The organism is Lachnospira intestinalis, from assembly GCF_040095895.1.
GTDB classification, from domain to species: domain Bacteria; phylum Bacillota; class Clostridia; order Lachnospirales; family Lachnospiraceae; genus Lachnospira; species Lachnospira intestinalis.
In genome coordinates, this window is record NZ_JBBMFS010000007.1 from 39,297 (window position 1) to 63,109 (window position 23,813).

General features: G+C 43.1%; 18 protein-coding genes. All 18 read right to left on the minus strand.

Annotated features, from left to right (window positions below; translation table 11 throughout):
• Window positions 1–8 precede the first annotated feature (8 nt).
• The 18 genes from WMO37_RS09140 to WMO37_RS09230 all read right to left on the minus strand — a co-directional run bounded on the left by WMO37_RS09140 (window position 9) and on the right by WMO37_RS09230 (window position 23,635).
• On the minus strand, window positions 9–2,339 hold the full coding sequence (locus WMO37_RS09140) for a VirB4-like conjugal transfer ATPase, CD1110 family (protein WP_349154850.1): 2,331 nt from the start codon (window positions 2,337–2,339) through the stop codon (window positions 9–11).
• Window positions 2,332–2,697, minus strand: a complete 366-nt coding sequence (locus WMO37_RS09145; protein ID WP_023920514.1) for a PrgI family protein — start codon at window positions 2,695–2,697, stop codon at window positions 2,332–2,334. Before WMO37_RS09145 ends, WMO37_RS09140 begins: the two co-directional genes overlap by 8 nt.
• 135 nt (window positions 2,698–2,832) lie before the next feature.
• Complete coding sequence (locus WMO37_RS09150) at window positions 2,833–3,669, minus strand: VirB6/TrbL-like conjugal transfer protein, CD1112 family (RefSeq protein WP_349154851.1); 837 nt, start codon at window positions 3,667–3,669, stop codon at window positions 2,833–2,835.
• A 73-nt stretch (window positions 3,670–3,742) separates the two neighbouring features.
• A complete protein-coding gene (locus WMO37_RS09155) occupies window positions 3,743–4,105 on the minus strand; it encodes a hypothetical protein (protein ID WP_015512775.1) in 363 nt (120 codons plus the stop codon).
• 19 nt (window positions 4,106–4,124) lie between these two features.
• Window positions 4,125–5,933: a VirD4-like conjugal transfer protein, CD1115 family gene (locus tag WMO37_RS09160; protein WP_023920511.1), complete on the minus strand. Its 1,809-nt coding sequence runs from the start codon at window positions 5,931–5,933 to the stop codon at window positions 4,125–4,127.
• The gene (locus tag WMO37_RS09165; RefSeq protein WP_008789327.1) at window positions 5,920–6,123 is read right to left on the minus strand and encodes a hypothetical protein; all 204 of its coding nucleotides are present in this window, start codon (window positions 6,121–6,123) and stop codon (window positions 5,920–5,922) included. The genes WMO37_RS09160 and WMO37_RS09165 overlap by 14 nt, the downstream gene beginning before the upstream one ends.
• Before the next feature lie 12 nt (window positions 6,124–6,135).
• Complete coding sequence (locus WMO37_RS09170; protein WP_349154852.1) at window positions 6,136–7,020, minus strand: LtrC-like protein; 885 nt, start codon at window positions 7,018–7,020, stop codon at window positions 6,136–6,138.
• A 6-nt stretch (window positions 7,021–7,026) separates the two neighbouring features.
• Entirely contained in the window at window positions 7,027–7,821 is a 795-nt protein-coding gene (locus tag WMO37_RS09175; protein ID WP_148486020.1) for a PcfB family protein, read from the minus strand.
• Complete coding sequence (locus tag WMO37_RS09180; RefSeq protein ID WP_148336038.1) at window positions 7,805–9,190, minus strand: relaxase/mobilization nuclease domain-containing protein; 1,386 nt, start codon at window positions 9,188–9,190, stop codon at window positions 7,805–7,807. The genes WMO37_RS09175 and WMO37_RS09180 overlap by 17 nt, the downstream gene beginning before the upstream one ends.
• Window positions 9,181–9,522 carry a plasmid mobilization protein gene (locus WMO37_RS09185; RefSeq protein ID WP_002594670.1) on the minus strand — a complete coding sequence of 114 codons (342 nt, stop codon included), beginning with the start codon at window positions 9,520–9,522 and terminating at the stop codon, window positions 9,181–9,183. The genes WMO37_RS09180 and WMO37_RS09185 overlap by 10 nt, the downstream gene beginning before the upstream one ends.
• On the minus strand, window positions 9,485–9,643 hold the full coding sequence (locus WMO37_RS09190; RefSeq protein ID WP_087203228.1) for a DUF3789 domain-containing protein: 159 nt from the start codon (window positions 9,641–9,643) through the stop codon (window positions 9,485–9,487). The genes WMO37_RS09185 and WMO37_RS09190 overlap by 38 nt, the downstream gene beginning before the upstream one ends.
• A gap of 135 nt (window positions 9,644–9,778) precedes the next feature.
• A complete protein-coding gene (locus WMO37_RS09195) occupies window positions 9,779–10,198 on the minus strand; it encodes a DUF3846 domain-containing protein (RefSeq protein WP_055166874.1) in 420 nt (139 codons plus the stop codon).
• Entirely contained in the window at window positions 10,195–11,157 is a 963-nt protein-coding gene (locus WMO37_RS09200) for a DUF3991 and toprim domain-containing protein (RefSeq protein ID WP_349154853.1), read from the minus strand. Before WMO37_RS09200 ends, WMO37_RS09195 begins: the two co-directional genes overlap by 4 nt.
• Window positions 11,158–11,177: 20 nt before the next feature.
• Window positions 11,178–18,359, minus strand: coding sequence for a helicase-like domain-containing protein (locus WMO37_RS09205; protein ID WP_436970280.1), 7,182 nt, complete (start codon window positions 18,357–18,359; stop codon window positions 11,178–11,180).
• Window positions 18,360–18,374: 15 nt separating this feature from the next.
• Complete coding sequence (locus WMO37_RS09215; protein WP_055233347.1) at window positions 18,375–18,674, minus strand: hypothetical protein; 300 nt, start codon at window positions 18,672–18,674, stop codon at window positions 18,375–18,377.
• Window positions 18,655–18,915: a hypothetical protein gene (locus WMO37_RS09220; protein WP_023920501.1), complete on the minus strand. Its 261-nt coding sequence runs from the start codon at window positions 18,913–18,915 to the stop codon at window positions 18,655–18,657. Before WMO37_RS09220 ends, WMO37_RS09215 begins: the two co-directional genes overlap by 20 nt.
• A 12-nt stretch (window positions 18,916–18,927) precedes the next feature.
• On the minus strand, window positions 18,928–19,224 hold the full coding sequence (locus tag WMO37_RS09225; protein ID WP_015512770.1) for a hypothetical protein: 297 nt from the start codon (window positions 19,222–19,224) through the stop codon (window positions 18,928–18,930).
• A 160-nt stretch (window positions 19,225–19,384) separates the two neighbouring features.
• Window positions 19,385–23,635: a SpaA isopeptide-forming pilin-related protein gene (locus WMO37_RS09230; protein WP_349154855.1), complete on the minus strand. Its 4,251-nt coding sequence runs from the start codon at window positions 23,633–23,635 to the stop codon at window positions 19,385–19,387.
• Window positions 23,636–23,813: the final 178 nt, after the last annotated feature.

The window sequence follows — 23,813 nt, forward strand, 5'->3', positions numbered from 1 at the left end:
ATCCCTCCTTATGCTTCGCCCGGCTTGGTCGTCATCAGTTTATAAAGTTTCGTGTTCTTAGGGAATTTGTTTGCAAACGGTACAAGAGAACTTCCCACCTTGATAAGTCCGTGTCCTGCTTCCACATTCGTGATATAGGACATCTGAAGGTCGGAAATATTCAGAAGTTTTGCAAGCTCAAGCCTGTCTGTGGAAGCCTGATTCAGCATAATGATAAACTCTGAGTTTGCAAGCATTGTTCTCGCTGTGTGGCTCTGCAAAAGGTCATCGACGTTCTGGGTAATTCCACTTGCGTATGCACCGTATTTTCTCACACGCTTCCACAAGGTAAAGAGGAAGTTTGCAGAATATTCGTGCTGGAACAGAAGATAAATCTCATCAATGAAGATAAAGGTATTCTTACCCTTTGCACGGTTCTGTGTGATACGGTTCAGGATAGAGTCAAGGACAACAAGCATACCAATCGGCATAAGCTGTTTACCCAAGTCAAGAATGTCATAGCAGATAAGGCGGTTATTGGTATCCACATTCGTCTGCTTTGCAAAAGTGTTCAGAGAACCATGCGTAAAAAGCTCAATAGCAAGTGCCAGTTCCTTTGCTTCCGGTTCGTCCTGCTGCAAAAGTTCTGCCCTGAAATCCTGCAAGGTCGGTATATGTCCCTGATAGTCATTCTGCTGATAACTGCGGTACACGCTTGCCGTGCAACGGTCAATGATAGACTTCTGCTTTGCTCCGAGATTTGTTCCGCCGATGAGCTGTTCACAAAGGGACATAATGAACTCAGATTTCAAAATGACAGGGTTTGCACCGTCGCCGTAATCCTTATTCATATCCATTGCATTGATGTGATTGTCGGAAGTAGCAGAAATATTGATTACTTCTCCGCCCATCGCATTGACAAGCTGTGAATACTCTCGTTCAGGGTCGATGATGATAATATCCGCATCTGAAGAAAGCACCTGATTGATGATTTCTCCCTTTGCCGCAAATGACTTACCGCCACCGGATACACCGAGAATAAAGGAGTTACCATTCAAAAGCTGCTTACGGTCTGCGATAATCATATTTTTGCTGATAACATTCTGACCGTAATAGATACCGTTCTCGTGGAAAATATCCTGCACCCTGAATGGGATAAATACCGAAAGGCTCTCTGTTGTAAGTGTTCTGAACGCATCAATCTTTCTTGCTCCAAACGGCATTACCGTATTGAGTCCATCTACCTGCTGAAATCTCAGTGTTGCAAACTGGCAAAGATGTTTTCTTGCTGTGGTAAGCAATGCTTCCGTATCATTCTCAAGCTGTTCCTTACTGTCTGCTGTAATAACCATTGTGATAACAGCGAACATCATTCTCTGGTCACGGGTCGTAAGGTCATCGAGGAACTCTTTCATTTCTTTCTTCTGCTGCTCCATATCATACGGAACAGTTGCAGAGAAGTTGTTATTGGCATTCTGCCTACGCTGCCAGTTTGTGATATTGGTTTCCACACCAAGCAGACGGTTCTCTGCTTCCTTTACTGCTTCATCAGTTGGAACGGGAACAATATCAATGGACATCATCAGATTTCTGTTCATATCCGTAAGTTCCGCTACCATACTGTCTTTGATATAGGACGCATATTCACGAAGAAAAAGGACTCTTCCATAACGGTTTCCCATCTTGAAATAGTCCTTTTCAAATTCCATTGTGTCGGGGCAGATATAATCCTTAAAATCGTGTCCCTTTTTTCTTGTTTCCTTAATATCAAAGTGAAAAGAACTTTCTTCTCCCACACGATAGAAGTCGTGGAAAATACGAAGTCTTTCGTCTGTTTCCAGTTCCACACACTTACTTCCAAGCCTGCCGAAGTGAGCAATCAAATCTGCACCGACACGGGCAAAATAAGTTCTTGCGTCCTCCACACTCTTTTTGTTGATGGAAATGGTAATATACTTATCCTGAACAATGGAGTTTGCACCCGTTGCCTTATCAAGAAGCATTTTGTTGTATTCCTCTCGATACTCGTCCAGATTATCTCCGGTTGTCGGAATAAGGATTGTCTGCTCAAAATCCAGTCTGTTGAGCCGACGATTATTGATTGTGATTTTTGTCGTTGCACCACTGTCAAGAGAGTTCAGAAGTTCGGAATATTCAAGGAACATCGCTTCCTTATCCTCACGGCTCGCCACTGCATAGTTAATATCCGTAAAGCGGTAGGTTTTTGAATATTTATCCTTTCCCACTTTGAAAATGCCATCATCAAAGATAGCTGCTACGGGAATCACGTCCTGCACCCCTTTCGGTACAACAAATTTTTCTTTATCCTGCTTAAACAGGTTCGTAAGAGTCTTAATCATTTGACTTCAATACCTCCTTCTGTTTCTGTTCAATGCTTGGCTTCATCAGTTCGTAATACACATTGGTGGAGTGAAACACCAGCTTCTTCGGCATCAAAAACTCCGATTTTATCCACGCATAGATTGCTTTTTCTGCGGTCATACCGTTGTACTTCACAAAGCCAAGTGCCGCAAACGGGGCAGCACCCAAAATGCACACCCACGATACGGTTTCCGTGCCAACATACGGTCTGAGCAAGAAATACAGTCCTACCGCAACGCCACAAGCGAGAACAGAAAAAATGAACTGTCTGAGCGACAGTCCAAAAAACATTGACTCTGTATAATTTCTGATTTCTCGGTTAATTTTTACTTCCATATCTGTTTCCTTTCCTGCGGTTTCGGTCTTTCCCCCTCACGCATTTATCATTCAGGCAAAAGACTTTGCCTTTTCGTTTACCGCCATAGTAAACACATTTCTTACAATCTCTTTGGTTCATCTCAAAATCTCTCCTTAAAGTCCCATCATCTCTCGGATAATACGGTCAGACATTTTCACTGCACCGACAAGAACAAGCATATTAAATACCAATTCCCCAATATATGCCCACACTTGCGTAACTGCTGCTGCGTCAGGATTCACTACTGGCGGCGATGAAGCAAATACGGAGAAAATAATACAAGCAAGTACAATGACTGCCCCTTCAAGCAGAACTGCACAATAGCTCTTGATAAAACTCTTGCCGACATTCTGTGTCGGTTCTCCTGCAAATGTGGAAAGCGGTATCGGTGCAAGTGCTGTGTACATATACAACTTGAAAAATCGTCCATACACTGTCATTATCAGAATAAACGACAGCACCGTGATAAATAATCCTCCAATAAGCGTTACCGCCCACAAAGGGATACTCTCAAAAAATCCGCAATCCTCTATGGTCGTTACCATCTCTGCGGGCAAAGTCGTCTGTTCCGAAGTTCCAAATCCGGCAGCATTCATAATGGTTGAAATCGTACCTTGCACGATATTAAATAATGCAAGCATAAGCTCCATTCCGTATGTGATAACACCTTTCGCCAGTGCAAAACGAACAAAGAGTTTCAGAGCGTGTTCCGGTTTCTTCACATCTGTAAAACTTCCGCAGGTCTTTACCATACCTATCACGAAAAACAATACAAGCAAGGCAAGCCCGATAGCCTGAACCGCACCGTTGATGTCAACGATAACCTTCCAGATATTCCCGCCCTTAAAGTTCTGCGGTGTAGTTGTGATGAGCGTCCATATTTCTGACAGTTTCTCATTCCAAGTTTCAAGGGCATTTTCAAGATTTTGAACTACCCAGTTATCACTCATTCAAAGCACCTCCTTACAATTAAGGGGTGTACCTTAACTTGGCACACCCCTCGATAACTGTGTAACTCTTATCTTAGCCTGTGATAAGAGTAAGGATTTCTTTCGCAAAAGTGATAATGACACCACCCGCAAGAGTCAGGAAGCCATTGGCTCTCTGAGAAGGGTCGTGAGATTTGAGTGAAAGACCGACCTGCACGATACCAAAGCCAAGCAAAATCATACCGATGGCACGGATAAGTCCGAAGATAAAATCGGACAGATTATTGACTACGGTAAGCGGGTCATTCGCTGCAAATGCAGTCGTTGTCATTCCAAGTGCCAACGCACCGACAATGACCATTGTGCAGTAAGCACGGAAGCCTTTCTTAACCTTTCCGGTCATAGGCAGTTTCTTTGTTTCCTGAATGTCAGTTGCTTTTTTCTTAAAAATAGTCATAGTTGAATACCTCCAAAATTTAATTTGTTTGATTGTTTATGAACAGAGCTTCCATCTCCTCCTCGGAAAGAAGTTCCCAGTTCGTTTCTTCCATTTCCTTTTCAGGAAGTGTTGCAGGGTCAATGTCCCAAATGGCAATCGAAGCAATATCTTTTGTGACTTCTCCATGCTTATAAGGACTCGCCTTTCCGTCTGTGGTAAGTGCCACATTCGGGTGTTTCATAATGTCATATTTGAAATCCATAATGGGTCTTTCCCCACGGATAAACAAAATAGCGTACTGATTATCGAGCATACGCACCTCATCAGGGGTAAGTAACTCTCTGCCGCTAATCTGATAGTTGGTGGAATAATTACCGCTTCTTCCGGTACTCTTTCCGAACGTGTTGGTATCAATGGTTTCCTTGCCCAACAGCTCCGACACATATTTATGGGTTGACTGCTCATTTCCACCAAGGTAAAGAAATTCATCGCAGTTACCCACAATGCTCTCCCACTGTTTTTCAAACAAGGCTTTAAGCTGTGCCAAGTTCTGTAAGATGATGCTTACAGATACCCCACGGGAACGCATAACCGACAGTATCTTGTCGAAGTCGTCCGGCAGTGAAACATTGGCAAATTCGTCCATCATAAAATGAACAGGCATCGGCAGACAACCGCCGTGGATATGGTCGGCTGCATAAAACAACTGCTGAAAAAGCTGTGTGTAAAGAATGGATACCAAGAAGTTGAAACTAGAGTCGTTATCCGGTATCAGTGCAAACAGTGCCACCTTTTTCTCTCCGAGTGACTGCAAATCCAGTTCATCGGCAGAAGTAAGAGCAGCAAGACTTTCCAAGTTAAACTTTTCAAGCCTTGCTGCAAGGGTTATCTGTATAGATTTTAATGTTTTGGAAGAACCGGAATGATAAGAGTGATAATACTTCAAAGCAATGTGGTCAGGATTATCTATCATCAAATCCGAAAACAGATTATCAAGCGGAGAAGGACTTGGGTCGTCCTCGTCCTCAATCGCCCCGGCTCTGAGCATTTCCATTACCATCGCAAAATTCTGTTCTTCCGGCGGTGCTTCATAATGCAGATAAAATACAAGTGCAAGCAGAAGCATTGACGCTGCCGTATCCCAAAATGGGTCATTGCTCTGTGAACCTTTCGGAGTGGTACTCTTAAAAAGATTGGTTACGAGCTTCTGCACATCATTGTCATTCTGCAAATAAACAAAAGGATTGTAACAATGGCTTTTCTCCATTGAAATCAAATCAAGCACACGTACTTCGTAACCTTTCTTCTCAAGAAGATGTCCCGTATCTCGCAGGATTTCCCCTTTCGGGTCTAATATCACATAGCTGTTTCTTGCAGCGTTCATAATATTAGGCTTTGCATAAAATCTTGTCTTACCTGCACCGGAGCCACCGCACACAAGCGTATTCAGATTTCGTCTGTGCTTCTTGGCATTAAGTCCAATGCACACATTCTGAGTCATCAGCTTATTTTCTGATAGTGGCTTTTGTCGGTACTTTTTATCAATGGCTCTGACATTGCCCCATTTGGCAGAACCGTGTTCTTCTCGTCTGCGGTAATTCTTTCTTGTCGAAAAGTAAATCCCGATACCCATTCCATAGCATAAAAGCAAAATGAGGACAGTTTTCAGGCTGTCCCCACATAATTTTATGGAAAATGGATTATCAAAGAGTGTCGCAAGATTGGCTGCTATCTCCGGCAATCCTCCGCTTATGGAAGGTGCAATCAGAAGTGCCAGCCATATGACCGGAACGATACCGACAATGGATAAAATAATGGCAGTCTGCCTGTCATTATCTCGCTTCATCTGAGCGTTTCCTTTCAATCACTTTGAACTTTTTCAATGGGGCATTTCCGACTTTTACAAGCAGGTCGTCTACTGCGTCTGCGGACTTGCCTTCCTCCATCAACTTTGTTTTCTCATCGTTTAAGGAGCGAATGACAACACCGTGTTCATAATCGTCCAAAGCAATGTGGTAGAGTTTTTCTTTTTCCATATCTGCCCTCCGTTATCTCTCATAGTCCTTTGAACGCTCCTGCTTCTTGCGGAACATTTCATCAGAGATATGACTGTGAATTTCTGCCATTGCATTTCGTGCCCTGGAAAGCTCCGCACGGATTTCTTTCGGCTCTTTGGAAGCCAGTCCCTCCGGAATACGGTTAATTGCAAAATTCTGTGTATCTACGCCATACTTCTTGCAAATCATATATCCGATACACACTGCCTGAAAGCCCATATCCCTGCGGCTGTAACTTTCGCTGTTGATGGAAAGCTGTGCGTGTCCAAGTTCCTGAGCGACACACTGAGCAACTGCTACGCTGTCGCCCACATTACGCTTCACATACAAGGTCTGCTTTTCATTATTATAGAAAGCTGCCATATTCGGATACGGAAGTTCATCGGTTGCCGCAACCTCCACCGGAGATACATCAAGCATTGTCGTAATAAGTGCTTTCGGGTCACGGTTTGCTGATACTGCCGGAGCTTTTCTTCCATTTGTCTGCGTAACATCAAATACCTTTTTGACATTGTAGGAAATACCCGGAGAACCATCTGCTCTTGTGTATTCCACTGGTTCAAGGATAGAAATACTCTTTGCCCCTTTGGTAATCTTCACATTGTCCTTACCCCAATCATCAAAATCTTTAAGCTGTGTCGCCTGCGGATACTGACTGTAAATAAGGAGAGCATTTGCTGCGGAATATCTGTCCATTCGACTCTGCGTATCAAGAAAACTCTTGAATTTCTCAGGGTCACTCACAATCTCACGGGAAGCGTCATCAATCATCTGATAGACCTTTTCTTTTTCTGCTCGCTTCTTTTCTGCATACTCCTCTTTGGATAATCTCGGCTGATTACCGCCAGCCTTTGCGGGTTTGAAATCATTTGTCATAGTGAATTACCTCTCTTTTGTTTTGGGTTTCTTCTTCGGCTGACGGTGTACCGTCTGACCGTTTTTCTGCTGCGGCTTCTTGCCGTCTTTCTTAACCTCCGGCTCTTTACGCTCTGCTTCTTTTTGCTGTTTTGCCTGTGCCTTGTAACGGTCAAGTTTCTCTTTGACCGATGGCTTTTCCACTGGCTTTGCAACACCCTTATCAGATTGCGTTTCTACCGGCTCTGAGTTTTGCCTTGACAGAGGGCTTTTGTCTGTTTTGGCGACTGAGGGGTTTGCGTTTGCTCGCTCCTCTTTCTGCATTGGATTTCTGACTGCTTCTTCCATAATGATTTCACTTTTGGATTTGGTCGGCTTTTCTTTCTCAACCGCTTCACGGTCTGCGATAGCCTTCTCTGCTTCACTGACAATCGAAGCCTTATCCACCTTGCCAAGTTCAAATCTTTCAACGATACGCTGAATTTTAGAAGCGTCCTCTGCTCTTGCAATAATATCTACCGGAGTGTTCTCTCCCTTTGTGTTCTTATCTCTGAGGACACAATAAAGAACGCCATAGCGTTTTGCCTGTTCGGTAAACTTCTTCAAATCCTTTTGCGGAATGGAAAAGACTTTCAGCTCCTTGCCTGACTTAATCATATTGGTAAGCCTTGCTTTGCCCTTCGTCTTTTGTTCCTGCTTCAGAACCGATACCAAAAGCAATGCGATATTCTTCGCCGCCGAACCGCTTAATCTTGCAGCAACTTCAAATCCTTCAAGCGAAAGCCTAACGACCTGCTCTGCTGCGTCACCACCGTTGTTCATAGCGTGATTTCTCCTTTCTCTGCTGTTTTTGTTCCTCTGTTTCGATATGCTCAAGGTTTTCTTCCATAACCTTTGACCTCTCCGCAATATCCTCGCAGAGTTTTACTTCCCGTCGGAGTTTTTTCAATTCTCCATTGATAGAAGCGATTTCATCTTTTGCCGCCTGAAGCTGACCATCATCAATATTTGTTCTTATCTTTTTTCGGAGATGTGTTCTTCCGGCAATCAGATTTTTCATCTGCTCCTCTAAGGAAGTCTTATATGAAAAAAGCTGTTCGTCCGTGGAAATATTTTCTCGTCCGAGCAGCCTTACTTCATCAGTAATCTTATCGAGCTTCATCAAATCATCTTTCAAAAGATAATGAAGCCTTGCGTTATTCTGTTTCTTATACTTGGGCAGATAACCAAGTCTGTAACAGTAATACAGATACAGCCCATAAAGTCCGCCTTTCTTTTTCAGCTTCTGCCCTCTGGTCTGCATACGGTACTGTCTTGGCTTGTAAGTCGCCCTCTGGAACGGCTCAATCTCTGCCCATCTGTCACGATTTTCTTTGATACGCTCTACAATCCGGTCATTGGTATAATCTGCTCCGAGATTTTTCAGTCGTATCGGCTTATCGTATCCCTTTGGAATGACCGTCCAGTATTTTCGGCTTGGACTTAGGTTATAGGCATATCCCATTTCCTTGAGAGCAAACTGAAATTCTTTCAGGGTCTTGCTGTGGTCGATAGCATAATCAATGGCTTCTTTTGCAACCGAGTAGCGTGTCGGCATACCTGCCTTTTCTTTCATCGTCAGATAATCCGACTGCTTACTGCGGTTCGGATTCGGGTCATAGTAAAGTCCGTACTTCTCACAAATTCTGTCTGCAACTTTTCGGAATTTGAACCACGCTTTTTCCTCTCCCCACAAATGTTTGCCATCGACAAAAGAAATAGAGTTGATGACAAAATGGCAATGCAGGTGCTTTGTGTTCAGATGGGTTGTCACAACAACCTGAAATCTTTTACCCCACACTTCATTTGCAAATTCCATTCCGATTTTCTGTGCCATCTCAGGAGATATATCTGTTTCCTTGAAACTCAAATATCCGTGATAGGCTTGGATACCGTCTGTCTTTTGGTACTGTTCCTTAACCGTTATGAACTGGTCACGGGCAATCGCCACATTACAGTTGATACCCTCAACATAAAATTCTCGCTCTGTTTTTTCTTCATCCTTTGCATAAGCAATAACATCAGCAAGAGCCTGATACTGTTCCGGTGAAAACTCCCTTTTGATATTTGCAGAAGTCTTTTCGGGATTGGTTGCATAGTCAATGACCTGACCGAGCCTTTCTGTTACCGACCACAACTTTGTTACTGCCATTTCATTTCGCTCTGATTTGGACGAAGATATGTCCTCTCAATCTCTGACTGGAACTTATTCCACTTTGCAGCTTCATTCTTCAGCATAGGTGCGTCAATGAAACCAAGTGTATTCGCTTTAGCCGCAAGCTGATTGATGTTATTACCGATAGAGGACAGTTCTCTCATCACATCATAGAAGCGGTCATCGGGTTTCTCTTTCGGCTCGTAACCTCTGATAAGTAAACGGATAAGTCCTGCTTCGGAAAGACAAGCCTTCTTTGCCTTTGCTGCCAAGTCCTGTGCTTCCTTGCGGTTAAAGCGTACAATCTTCTGAATGTTTCTCTTTCTCATAATCGGTATCTTCCTTTCTCTTTACTCTGCAATCTTTGTTAATCTGGAATAAGCACATCATCGTAACGCCAAGACAACTGCCGAGCAGTGTCCCAGCGGCGATAAGTAATAACTCTCTCAAATCAAGTTCTCCTTTCTCACGGGGTATTAGGGGCAACCCCTAACGAGCCTTTTACCGTTTGGGAAACTATGTTTATCCAAATGGTCTGCTCGCTAAGATTAAACATCTCCTCTGGGTTGCCCCGTTCTCAGGCTACTATCTCTCATAATCCTTTGATTTCGGCTTAAAAGGTTCAGCCACGATATTGCCGCCCACTTCCTTAGAAAAGCGTTCAGGATACTTGAACTGTTCCTTATACTTCTTCATCATATCGTCCGGCAAGCTCTGAAAGCTCTCACTCTCAGGCGGTGCATAACAGATAAAGAACTTGCCGCAGATAATATCAACCATCTCTTTCTTATCGTTGTCCTGCACATAAACAGCACGATTAAGCGGAAGTCCTCTCATCTTTCCTTCCTCATTACAGATGATTGCAACGTCATCATCAAAGGGCATATATTCCTCAATATCCCCGCCGACAACCTCCTGCATTGCTTCCAGACTGTCGTCGATTACAATTTCCTTCGGGTACTTTTCCGGTTCTACCAAGAGAACTTTAATCTTAGAATCATTCATCGTTCTTCATTCCTTTCGTGTATTTTTTTATTGTAAATTCCCATCCGCATACAAAGAAAATCGTTGAAGTCCTTACCTGCTTTTGGTGGCTCATCAACGATTTCATACTTACCCGGCAGAATAGTTTTTAAGGTCTGTGCTGCCTTTCTGCCCGCTATATCATTGTCAAAATGGATACGGATTTTCCTGACAGATGGGTTACTGCCAAGATACTTTTCCAGTGCAATCGGCACTTTACTGTCCTCAATTTTCTTTGCCGGAGAATACACCCCGGACAGCGAAACAAAGCTCATTTCTTTCCAATCCTGCCCGTTCAGCTTCGCAAGCGTGGCATAGGATAACAGGTCTATGGCACACTCAAAGAGGTGTACTTCCTCCAAGTTTTCCTTACCAAGCCGAAAAGAATAATCTTTTTTACTGCCACTGCAATCGCCCATAATCCTACGCTTATTCGTGGAACGGTAGGCTGCATATTTCGGTTCTTTCTTCTCGTCATAGCCTACAAACACAACATTGTGATACGGCAGGCTCTCAAAGATAAGGTCATTAGAGATACAGTAATTGATGATTTCAAAATCTATTCCTCTCCCGAAAAGATACTCTGTAATCACTCTGTTGGAAGCACATTTTTCAGGGAGAAGAAGTGGTTTATTTTCCTCTTTTGGCTGTGGTTTTTCATAGACCGGAGCCTGAATCGCTGTGTGTCCGATAATGGTTTCCACCGCTTCAAGGAAGCTGTAACCTTTAACCTTAATCAGATAATCCAAAGCACTCCTGCCACCGATACCTCTCGACCACCATATCCATTTCCCGTTTGAAATCTTCAAACTATCGTGGGTTCTGGTGCAATAGGTGTTACCTGAAAACTTAACCAGCTCATACGGTTCATAATTTCTCAGGTAGGTTAATAAGTCCATCTGCTTCGCCTGAATGATTAACTCAGGTGCGATAAATGGCATATCGACCACCGCCTTCCTGTTTATCTCTCATACGATTTCTCCTTTCTGCCGCCGACTGCTTCGCCCTCATCAGGCTCTCCGCCGACAATCTCATTTTCCTTTTTATCCATATTGAGCAGGATATTCAGCTCATCAAGTCGAGCAGTTTTTGCCCTCAATTCTTCCTCTTTGGCAAACGGCTTTTCGATTTCCTGCTTCGCTGTTTCAAACTGCTTTTCCGTATTTTCAAGGCTGTTTTTCGTATCAGCAAGTGCTTCTTCAAAGCGTTCAATGCCGTTATCTATTCTCACGATATTACCGTGAGAATCATCGCCAAGCGGTACATCTCTGCTTGTTTCGCCTTTTAATTTCACAACATAATTACGCTGAACCGTATCAAAATACAGTTCCATTTGAAAGCCACGGTACTCGCCAAGTGGTATCGCATCAGGACTGTTCATTGACTTGCAGGCATTGATGATTGCCTGACCTGCTTCGACTTTTTCGGAATAAGAAACACCCGATACCATCATTCCAAGCGGCTGCTCGTCTATCGGTTTCGGGTGTAATTTTGCTGTTTCAACATCTTTTGTAAGTCCCTCTACACGGGATTTCAAGTAAGCAATCTGTTGTGGATAGAACTTGATGACCTTATCCTCCAGTCCGTATTTCTCTGATAAGAAATTGGATTTTAACATCTTTAGCTTCTGTACTTGAATGTCTAAGTCCATCTTTTCTTTGATATATGGATTACCTGTTGCAAGCATTTTTATCTCCGCATAGGACAGTGCGGTTTCATCAATATCCTCTGCCGACCTGACCGGAGATTTGCTCGTCATAATCTGACTTGCGAACTTCTGCTTACCTTCCACAAGCTGATAGAGGTATGCATCAAAGGTCTGCTCTGTTACATAACGGTAAATATCTACCTTCGGATTTTCATTGCCCTGACGGACAATTCTACCGGAACGCTGCTCCAAATCTGAAGGTCGCCACGGACAATCCACATCGTGAAGTGCGATAAGTTTATCCTGCACATTCGTTCCTGCTCCCATCTTCTGAGTAGAGCCAAGAAGCACCCTGACTTCTCCCTTGCGGGTCTTTTGAAACAGTTCTTTTTTCTTCATATCCGTATCGGCTTCGTGTATGAACTTCACTTCACTTTCAGGAATACCTCTCTCAATCAGCTTCTTTCTGATGTCGTTATAGACGGAAAATGTGCCGTCATTCTTCGGCGTGGAAAGGTCACAAAACACAAGCTGTGCCGATTTCTTGTCGGCATTTTCTTTCCATATCCGATAGATGTTATCGACGCAGGCATTGATTTTACTGCCCTCAAAATCAGGCAGCATATCGTTTAGCATACGCTGGTCAAGAGCCAGTTTTCTTCCGTCATTCGTGATTTTCAGCATATTATCTACGCTTGAATCCACACCGCCGCCACGCACCTGCTCGGCTCTCTCTGCAAGGGAAGCAACCATCTCCTTCTGCATTTCCGATGGCTTTACTGCAATGTTATGGTACTTTGCTTCCGGTACTGGCAGGTTCAACATATCTGCTGTCTTAATGTCCGCAATCTCCTTGAACATCGCCATTAGTTCCGGCAAGTTATAGAATTTTGCGAACCTTGTCTTTGCTCTGTATCCTGTTCCTTCCGGTGTAAGTTCCACTGCCGTAATGGTTTCTCCGAAAGTGGAAGCCCAGGCATCAAAGTGCTGCAACCCATTTTTCACAAGCGTGTTGTACTGCAAATATCGCTGTATCGTATAGAGTTCCACCATACTGTTTGAGATAGGTGTACCCGTTGCAAATACGGTTCCTCGTCCTCCGGTAATCTCGTCAAGGTAACGACACTTCATAAAGAGGTCGGAAGATTTCTGTGCTTCCGTCTGTGCGATACCGCCCACATTACGCATTTTTGTATAAAGATAAAGGTTCTTGTAATAATGGCTTTCATCAACAAAAAGTCTGTCTACACCAAGTTCCTCAAAGGTTACAACATCATCTTTTTTCGTCTGGTCATTGAGTTTATCAAGTTTCTGCCTGATAGATTTCTTTGACTTTTCAAGCTGCTTTATGGAGAAGTTTTCCCCTCGGTTTCGCTTGAGTTCCGCAATTCCTCCCGTTATCTCCTCAAGCTGCTGTTCTAAGATTGCCCTCTGTCTTTCAATGGACATCGGGATTTTTTCAAACTGTGAATGTCCGATGATAACTGCGTCATAATCTCCAGTTGCAATCCTGCCGCAGAACTTTTTACGGTTCTTGGTTTCAAAATCTTTCTTTGTTGCGACAAGGATATTCGCCGCCGGATAGAGCTGCAAATACTCAGCCGCCCATTGTTCGGTCAAGTGATTTGGTACAACAAACAGTGACTTGTTACAAAGCCCAAGCCTTTTCGACTCCTGTGCTGCCGCTACCATTTCAAAAGTTTTTCCTGCTCCGACTGCGTGTGCAAGAAGTGTATTTCCTCCGTAAAGGATATGAGCAACCGCATTTTTCTGATGTTCCCTGAGTTCAATTTCAGGATTCATACCATTGAAGATGATATGACTTCCATCATACTCACGAGGTCTGACGCTATTGAATTTCTCATTGTAAGATTTGCAAAGCCTTTCCCTTCGTTCAGGGTCAGACCATATCCAGTCCTGAAATTCCTGCTTAATCATTTCCTGCTTCGACTGAGCAATCGCTGTTTCCTTTTTATTTAGGACAGCCTTTTTCTTTCCCTCATCATCTTCGATATAATCAAAGATACGCACATCTTTTAAATTCAGCGTTTCCTCAATAATCTTATAGGCATTGATGCGGGAAGTTCCGTAAGTGTTATATGCCCTTACATTTCCTTTGTCATAGGATTTGCCCTCAATATTCCACTCACTCGTAAATGGAGAGAAGTGAACTTTGATATTCCACTGTGCATAGCGTGGTGTTTCAAGCAAATGAAAGATAAACTCCTGCACATCGTCCGGTGGCAACCAAGTTGCACCAAGTCGCACGGAAATTTCACTTGCAGTCAGGTCTTTCGGCTGCACCTTTTGAAGTGCTTCTACATTGACCTTATAATCTTCCGGATAGAGTTCTGCCGAGTTCTTTGCAATCTTCAGCTTTTCCTTGACATTACCCGAAAGGTATTCATCAGCCATCAGATACTTCGGTTCGTAAGAATTTCCATACTCATAAAGCGGGTTTAGGAAGATAACACCCTTTAAGTCCTCAAAGATTTCATTCTCCGATTTACCGGAAAGCTCCATCATATAGTCCATATCAATCGTGGCTTTTTCTCCAAGAGATACCGCCAACGCTTCGCTTGCCGTATCAACAGAAGTAACCGGAGTATGCGGCTTAATTGTCCTCTTAGAAAACATATCAGCCTTACGTTCCAGTTCTCCGTCCTCTCCGATTATCTCCAATGCGGAAAGCAAAGAGAATGAACTGTCCTGCGAAAAAGCAGAGGTATTTGCACGGCTGTTAATGAGTCCGTACTTACCTGAAAAGGTATCATAAAGTCTGTTTAATCGCTCCTGCTCCGCTTTGATTTCGCTGTCAGGGTAATCTTCTGTCTGCAATTCAATCAGCGTTCTGACGGAATTTCTAATAGCAATCATACCCTTAATTCGGTTCTCTGCGGTTGCCGACACTTCCACCGGAGTCATACGGGAATTTTCACGATAATAGATTTTATTGTCCACCACTGTATAGGAAAAGTTTCTCACTGTCGGGTCTGCCGGAATAGAATTATCTTCCTCCTCCAGTTCTTCCTCGACTTCATATTCCGTGATTTCTCCGTGAATGTTTGCTACTGCTTCATCAAGCTGTGCTGCAAGGTCTGCATTTTCATACGGCACACAAGTTGCTTCCATACCGAAACGCCCCGATACCATTTTCATTTCTCCAAGTATCATTTCGGGGTGCTGCACAAAATACGAGTTCATCTTAATTCCGTTCTCATCGGCATCAAGATGAACCCAATCCGGCTCAATATCTATCAGTCTGTCACGCTTTTGCAGGATAAGAATATCCGAAACGACTTCCGTTCCTGCATTACCCTTAAAGGTATTATTCGGCAATCGAATTGCTCCAAGAAGCTCTGCTCTCTGTGCAATATACTTTCGTACTGCTAAAGTTTCCTTATCCATTGTGCCTTTGCTCGTTACAAGAGCCATCACACCGCCGGGTCTTAACTTATCAAGGGACTTGGCAAAAAAGTAATCGTGTATCAGGAACTTATGCTTGTCGTACCTTTTATCTAACACCTTAAAATCTCCAAAAGGCACATTGCCAACCACTCCATCAAAGAAGCTGTCCGGCAGATTGGTTTCTTCAAATCCTTGTGCCGCAATGGTTGTTTTCTGGTAAAGCTGCTGTGCAATCCCTGCGGAAATCGTATCAAGTTCCACACCATAAATCTTACTGTCCTGCATTGCGTCCGGCAGCATACCGATGAAATTACCGATACCGCAGGACGGCTCTAACAAGTTGCCTTCCTTAAAGCCCATCTGCTCCATTGCCTTATAAATGGCTGTGATAACTTCAGGTGGCGTGTAGAACGCAGTCAATGTGCTTTCTCTTGCCGAAGCATATTCCTCCGGTGTTAATACCGAAGAAAGTTCCAGATATTCCGTTGCCCACGCTGAATTATTTTCATCAAAGGCTTCTGAAAGCCCACCCCAACCGACATACTTTGATAAGATAATCTGTTCTTCAGGAGTGGCAAATCTGTTTTCTTCCTGACATTTTTTAAGAAGCTGTATCGCCATAATATTTCTGCGGAAGCGTTCCTTTTTACCAACTGTTTCAACCTCATTTTCTCTGAGATTAAAGGTGTGACGTTCTGCCATAGACACATCAGGGTGCAAGTCAAAACCTTTGACTTTTTTCTTCTGCTCCCAAGCGGGAACTACCGGCTCAGGCTCTTTTTCATTTCTTTCTTCGGCAGGTTCTTCCTTTACAATCAAATGCTCATTCATCGGATTCTCACGCACTTTTCTGTCAAACTCTGTGCGTGAAAATTCCTTATTGAACAGTGGCATATCATAGTCATAGAGCATTACTCTCTCATCATCAACAGATAAGATTTCGTACTCAGAAGCACCGATATACACCTTATCGCCAAGATGATATTCATATTTCACATCTTGCGATATTTCCGCTTCTTCAGGTTCTTTTTCGGCTAGTTCCTGCTCCGGTGGTGCATTAGAGAGTATCTCACGGTTTCTTTTCGTTTCCTCGATTTTGGCTCTGCGTTCCTCTTGGCTTTCGAGCCACTGAGGATAGTGTTCTTTTTCCTTTGGATTTAAGTATCTGTCCATTCGGATAAGTTCCCCGATACGCTTCTCCACCTGCGACCACGAAAGCGTGATATGTGGCTTCTCTTTACCGATACCTTTCGTAATCGTAATACCTTTTCCATCGTGGCTCTCATCAATGCCTGCTCCGATTATGACGGGATAAGAACCGCCCCAACCGTATTCATTTTTCAAGAAGTCGGCATTTTCTTTTGCAGAAAGGCTTTTTTCAAACTGCTCATAGATACGCATTTTTCCCTCAGAAAATCCGCTTCCATTCGCAAGAACAGCGTCGATAATCTCCTGAGAAAAAGTAAAGGCAGAGGTTTTCTTTTCCTCTGCCCGACCGTCTAATATGAATGTCATCTGACCGTCCATTGACGGTAATGGTTTTATGCTGTCACTTAATTCTCCCAGTAATCGCATAGCTTCAAAATGTCGGGCAATAACAGCCCAATCATAAAAGCTCTGTGCGGTTCTGCTGTCGTATTTGCCCTCCCACAAATGCAGAACGTTTTCAAAGGTCTTGTACCCTACTGTCCTGCCATCCTCTAAAGTAAGTTCGGTATAATCATTATTGAAAATACTCTTTACATACTCTGTGCGGTCTTTGTTATCAGGATTACGTTCATAATAATCTTTGATTTCTTCCAGACTTGCTGACAAATGTGGTGTCGTTCTGAGAATTTCATTGATTACTTCATCACGTCCAAAGAACGGAAGGCTTTTATCCTCGTGCGTTCTATCGTAATACTCTAAGCGAATATCACTTCCGCTTTCACGATTTCCTGTGCCGAGCTGCGAAGGGAGTTCATCAGACGAACCCATTTCATCATATCCTCCGCTTTCATCTGTTCGGTCACTCCCTCTTTCTGTGCCATCTGGCTCAGGATTGTTTCCTCCATCTTGCTGGCTCTCTGTTCCACTTCCGCCAAGTGCTGTGTCAGTTCGCCCCTCGTCAGGAGATTGTAGTAAAGGACTCTGTGATGTTCCTTCAGAAACTCTCTCCTCATCTGAGCGTATCTGCCCAGCGTCACTTCCGGCTGCTGGGGAAGTTTCAGGTTCGGAAGGCTGTAATCGCCCACCATCGTGTAGGTCAGTTCGTTCATTGTCCAAACTCCTTTCGTCGTTATTTTCAACCTTATTGTATTCATTTCTGTCCTGACCGACAATTATGCGATTTTGACGGTTGAGTGCAGTAATTGTTTTAGATATTTCCGTCAATCCCATTTCTGCAATATCACTGGTAGCAAATCCAAGTGCATTGAGTGTTTCCTGCGTATTGAAGTTAGTAACATCTCTGAAATCATCAAGTTCAAAATAGCCGTCCGTATCAACGCCAAGCCTTGACATCATCATATATGCCACACTATTTGTCACGACATTTTTATAAATGAAAGCCACAATATCCTCTTCCACTTCCTCAAAGGAACTGCCCTCGGTTGCATAGTAAAGGTCTTGCAGATAATCAGGGATATTATCCTCTGCCGCATTTCTTGCTGCTCCCATAATTGCTTCGGCAAGACTGCTCTTATTCTCAATCTCTCCGAAAGTGCTTTCCAATGTCTCAATCACATCAGCTTCGTATTCCTGACGCATATCCCAAATCGGAACTGTTCTTGAATATCTGCTTTCGTGAGTATCTGAAATATCAAAGTAATGTGTCAGTCTTTGCCGTGAACGGTTCTCATCAGCAAAAACAGCAATACCTCTTGCACCTCGGTTGACCCATCTACCAAAAATTTTGTTCCACTGCTCTATCTCAAGAACCGCTGTTGCATCGGGTCGCTGTGCATATACAAGAAGCTGTTCGTCATAGCGTAACTTATAATTTCGGCAAGCCGAAGCTAAGAATGCCTGCCAGTTCTGAGGATTTGACACAACCGTTTTGCAGGTGCGGTTGTAAAGCTCAGAAATAAGGTCATATTTTCGTGCCATTACTCTTGCACCTCCTTATCGCTGTTTTTCTCTGTTTCTGGTCTTGTTTTTTGACGGTTCGGATTGATTGATAGGTTCAACTTTGCTTCCACTAAGCTCCATTTTTTCAGCAAACTCGCATATATGATAGCAGCAATTTCCGACATACAAATGGTAGTCATCAATATACTTGCACACTCTGTCTGCTGTGTGTCCATCACGAAAAGTAATCCTGATTTTTCCACCATCGGGAATATAGAATTTTAAGTTGTAATGACTGTCTATAAATCGAATTTGCTTTTCCTGCGGCTCTGCTCTATTCTCCTGTTGCTTCATTTTCCTTACCTCTCATTTTTGTTGCTTCATCAGAACCGCCGCCCAAATACGAAAAGAGTTTACCGGACTTTGTATTCTTCTGAAGCTCCATAATCACACCCATATCAGGAATCGTGATATTCGGGATTTTCAGGATTGCTTCCATATCAAGCTGCTGCAACTTTTTCTCCGTATCACAACCGGAGTCAAAGAGTTTATTCAGCACCTTGACCTTATTCTGAAAAGTTGCTTTGTCTTTCACGAAAATACCTCCTTAGCTAATGTTGATTACAATAGAAATACTGCCGCTCTGTTCTTCTTTCTGCGGATTACGTGAATACTCAGGAAAAAGGGACTGTACTCTCTGCCTTGCCCTGCGTATGGTTTCAAAACAAGGAAGTCCGTATGCTCGGTAATTAAATACAATATCCTCAAGCGGAAGATTTCCGGCAGGTATATATCCGTATTGGTTGTAATAATGCAGAATGAGAAGCATATCATCATACCTCGACATCGGGCATTCCTTTAAGATTTCAAGCACTCGGCTCTCCACCGTTTTCTGTTGTTTCATAATGTTCCTCCAAAAATTAAAGGGACAGAGTTTTTACGCTCTGCCCCGACTGGTTAATGTTCGCTTGTTACTTACTTCTTACGGTTTTTAACCTGAAGAAAGATAAAGCCGCCGACAATAACGGCGACTAATGCGATAGCGATAATTGTCTTTGCTTCCATTACTCGTTACTCTCCTTTTTCTTCTTTTTGTGTGCAACAACAGAAGTTACAGCGATACCGACAGCAGAAAGTCCGGCAAGGACATACCAAAGTTTCATATTGGTATCATCTCCTGTTTTCGGAGTATCTCTTAACTCATTGTGCATTTTTACAACGGCTGTTTCATCAAGTTTGATAGTAACATTCTGGTCGGCAGGTGTGATATATGCGGCAGACGCATTGTTTGCCACTTCTGATACGGTATATTCGCCAATACGAAGTCCCTCAATCACGATTTCGCCGTTCTTATCTGTTTCAAATGTCATATCATAACCGTTTGCTCCGGTTACTCTGAACGCAAAACCTTTAACCTTACCATCTGAAGATGTCTTGACGATTTTCAGTGTTCCACGCATAGCTTCATTGATAAATCCAACACCAGCCTTATTCTCAACGGAATAAGTTGTTTCGTCTTTCTCAATGAAAACAGAGTATTCTCCCTTATCAAGCAGGAAGCCCTCTGGTGCTTTTGTTTCACGGACAATATATTTTCCGTAAAGAAGCTCTTTCATCTCATAAATTCCGGTTTCGGTTTCTTTAAGATTTCCGATAAGTTCATCGCCATCATCAATCTTTCCGTTCTCATTGGTGTCCTTATATACCTCAAAGGTTGCACCCGTAAGTTTGTTATCTGGATATTCAGCGTCCATCTTCGTGAGTCTGATATTGCCGTGAACATACTCATTGACAATCTCAATTTCAACTACCTGCTCGGCTTTGCTGATATTGACCTCATACGCTTTTTCATCAAGAACAAATCCCTTTGGCTGCTCGATTTCTCTTACAATCCATTTGCCATAAGGAACTTTTGCAAAAGAAAAACTACCGTCTTTTGCAGAGGTAGTCGTCATAAGTGCAGTATCCTTTGTAAATTCTGTTTCTTCGGCTTTGAAGATACCGATAACAGCACCCTCAAGTGCTGCTCCATTCTCGTCAATCTTCTTACCTGATACAGAACCATAGATAAGTTCATTCTTGATTTCTTTTCCGTCATTCACTTTGATTTCAACCGTTGCGGTATCCTGACCTGCGTATTCAAATACAACCGGATACTTCGTATCAGAGAGAATATAATGCTCATCGGTTGCAATCTCTTTGACATAGTATTTGCCAAACGGAAGGTCTGACTTCATAACAGCAGTTCCATTTTCATTTACGCTGATAATCTCAATCAGTCCATCAGCCGGAATAACGGTACCGCTTGCAGATACAATATCTTCTGCGGCATAAAGACCAAAGCTGATATTTTTGATTTCTCCGTTGTCGCCAATACCAAATGTCTTATCCTTTTCAATGGCTTTTGCAAGGCTTACCTGAACTTTCTGTCTTTCGTTATAGAATGATGTGGAAGTTTCGGTAACAGAGATATTCTGACCTGCATAAGTAAGCTCAACCGTATGTGTTTCGCCACTGATTACCATTCCATAAGGTGCGGTAATTTCCTTGACCTCGTATTTTCCGAGATAAAGTTCTTTGCTCTTAACAAATCCATCGGAGCTTGTTGTGATAGTATCTACCACTTCGCCCTTTGAATAGCGGAGTGTACCGTCCGGTGTACTAATATCTTCCGCAGCACGGACTTCATAAACTGCACCCTCAAGTCCTGCCACTTCATAAACAGGCTGATAAATAACATCACTGTCCTCAGAACCACTTACATTGACACCACTAAATACTTCTCCGGTCTTTTCAACCGTGATAGTACCTTTCTGTGCCATATTCGGCTTATTGACTTTCACAACAGTTACGCCGCCTTCCTCTGTGGAATTTTCTTCGGTAATATCAAAATATACCGGAGTATCATCAAGTACATATCCGTATGGAGCTTGTACCTCTACGATGGAATATCCCTTGCCGTAATCTAATTTCTCAGGTGTTACAAGAGAACCATTTGCGTCGGTATAGAACACATCAATCGTGGTCGGTGTCGGATAAGTAAAGGTCATTTTGACCTGATTGCCCTGTGGGTCGTAAATCTTAAATCCTGCTCCTGCATACGGAATACTCTTTCCGCTTTCTGCGTCCACCTTGACTACATTGACAAAACTCTCAAAGTTACGGTTATTGATAAGATAACGGTAGGTCTGTGCGTTCTGTGAAATGAACACATCAAAATCGTCCATCATCTCTCTGCCTTCCCAACCGGAAGTCTGGTGTACGGTATAAATACCATACGGCATATCTTTTGTCTGACCGAAGCCATTTTCATCGCATACGATAGTATCTCTCTCGTCTTTATTGGCTGCGTCATAGCTTCCGGCAGATTTCAGGTAAATCTCAAAGGAAGCACCCTTTTCAGGTGTTTCAATCTTTGTTTCTCCGTCATCGGTATGTTTGATGATAGCCACATTGCCTTTGATTACCTGCTCGGTTACATCATTGGAAGTAAGGTTGTGTTCCACCTCATAAAGTTTCGGGTCTGTACCTACTTCATGGATAGTCTTATCAAGCAAATATCCCTCTGACGGTGTAATTTCTCGGATTGTCCAGTCGGTATCACAAACATATTCTTTAGTAGTGAACTGACCGTTTTCATCAGTAACATACTTATCTACAATCGTTTCGCCCTTATAGATACCATAAACTGCTCCCGAAAGTTTGGCATTGCCCTGTGCTTCGCCTTTCTCAGCGTCGCTCTTTGTTACTGTTACAGTAAATTTCTTCAAAATGTTATTGAAGTTTCTTGTGGTTACTTCTTTCCACTTCACTGGTGCAGTCTGATTTTTCGGTACAACATAACGGATAGCTGTGTCCACTTCTTCAAGAGTATATGGTTCAGAACCACTGATAAGCACATCTTTGAAAGTTGCCACACCGTTTTTGTCTGTAACTGCATACTGGTCAACAGCAGCACCGGAAAGAGAAGTACCGAAAAGATGGAACTTCATACCTTCAACAAGATTATCTTCTGAGGACTTCACTACCTGAAGGTCGCCACGCTTCAATTTGTTATTAAAATTGACCTTTGCAACCTGTCCTGCTACAACAGTAACTCTATGTGTTTCCTGCGGCTCGTACTTATCGTATGCCTGCTCGGTTACAGTATAGATACCCGGCATAAGGTTATCAATCTGGAACTTACCGCCATTGGCTGTTGTAACCGTCTGATTGATACCGTTTCCGGTAATCGTGAAGTTAATACCGTCAACCTTGCCGTCCTCACTGGTCTTTACAATCTGACAAGAACCATAGCTGACTTTCATCTTCACATAACCGTTGATACTGTCGCTTACTTCCTGAGCATAGCTGACAACATCCTGCACACTGGAATTCTGACCGTGTTTGCCCTCTGACCATACAACCACACCTCTGCGGACTGCATTTTTCTTGGTTGCGGTAATGGTAAATTCCTTACTCGGTGCTGTATCCATAGAAACCGTAAGTTTGTTACCATTCACTGAAAAGCTCACTCCACTGATGCTTGCCTTGAAATTATATTTGGACAGCACATTATTGGAATCTGTCAGAGTAGTTGTGTACTTGCTTCCGTTCCACTCAAGTTCTATTGTCTTTGCCGAACCGGATGATTTATTACAAAAACTCGGTATGGTCGCATGGTTCTGTACACTCTGCACCATACTGTTGTAATAACTGAAAATCTTATTGCGAAGCGGATGCTTTGCATTGATGACATCTTTCACATTGCTGCAACCACTGGCTGCTACATGATTGAAGTTCACATCACGCTCTCCGATAACAGTTTCCCAGATAAGAAGCTGTGTGGCATAAGCCTGTGCAATGCTGTTTGCTGCTGCTTCATTCTGTGACCTCCAAGATGTCGAGATTGTCCCACGATAGCCATACTGTAAAATACGACCAACGAAAAGACGGATTTCATCTCCGGAAATAACCCCGTTGGATGCAAGGTTATTAAAATAATTTTCGTCATACTTATTCATTGTCTGACCGACCTTGAGCGAAATTCCAGGCTCAATACAATAAGCAACATTGCCTGAGTATGAGCCAATAGCCTTAAGATTGGTAAAATTGGAACGTCCGGTATGCCAACCATTTTTCAAGGTCAAATTGCTATGTCCCCATACCCCATCGTAATTAGCATCGCCATCACGAGGGAAATCGACCATATAAACATCGGCTTTTTCTCCCGAAGCAGCATATGCTGTTGTCGAGCCAATGCCTGCAAAAGTGGTCACACACATAAGGGTCGCCAAGAAAAGCGACGTGACTCTTTTGAATTTTGACTTTATCATTGCGTTTCCTCCTGTAAAAATTGAAAAACACACCGTATCTCTACGATGTGCCTTTGTGGATTTTCTCTTACGACAAGATTTACCTGCCGAAAAACAAATGCGGATTTTTCGTTAATTTTTCATTTTACCATACACCTCCAGTCCGTTCATACTGTGCGATTGCCCCTTAGAGATAGAC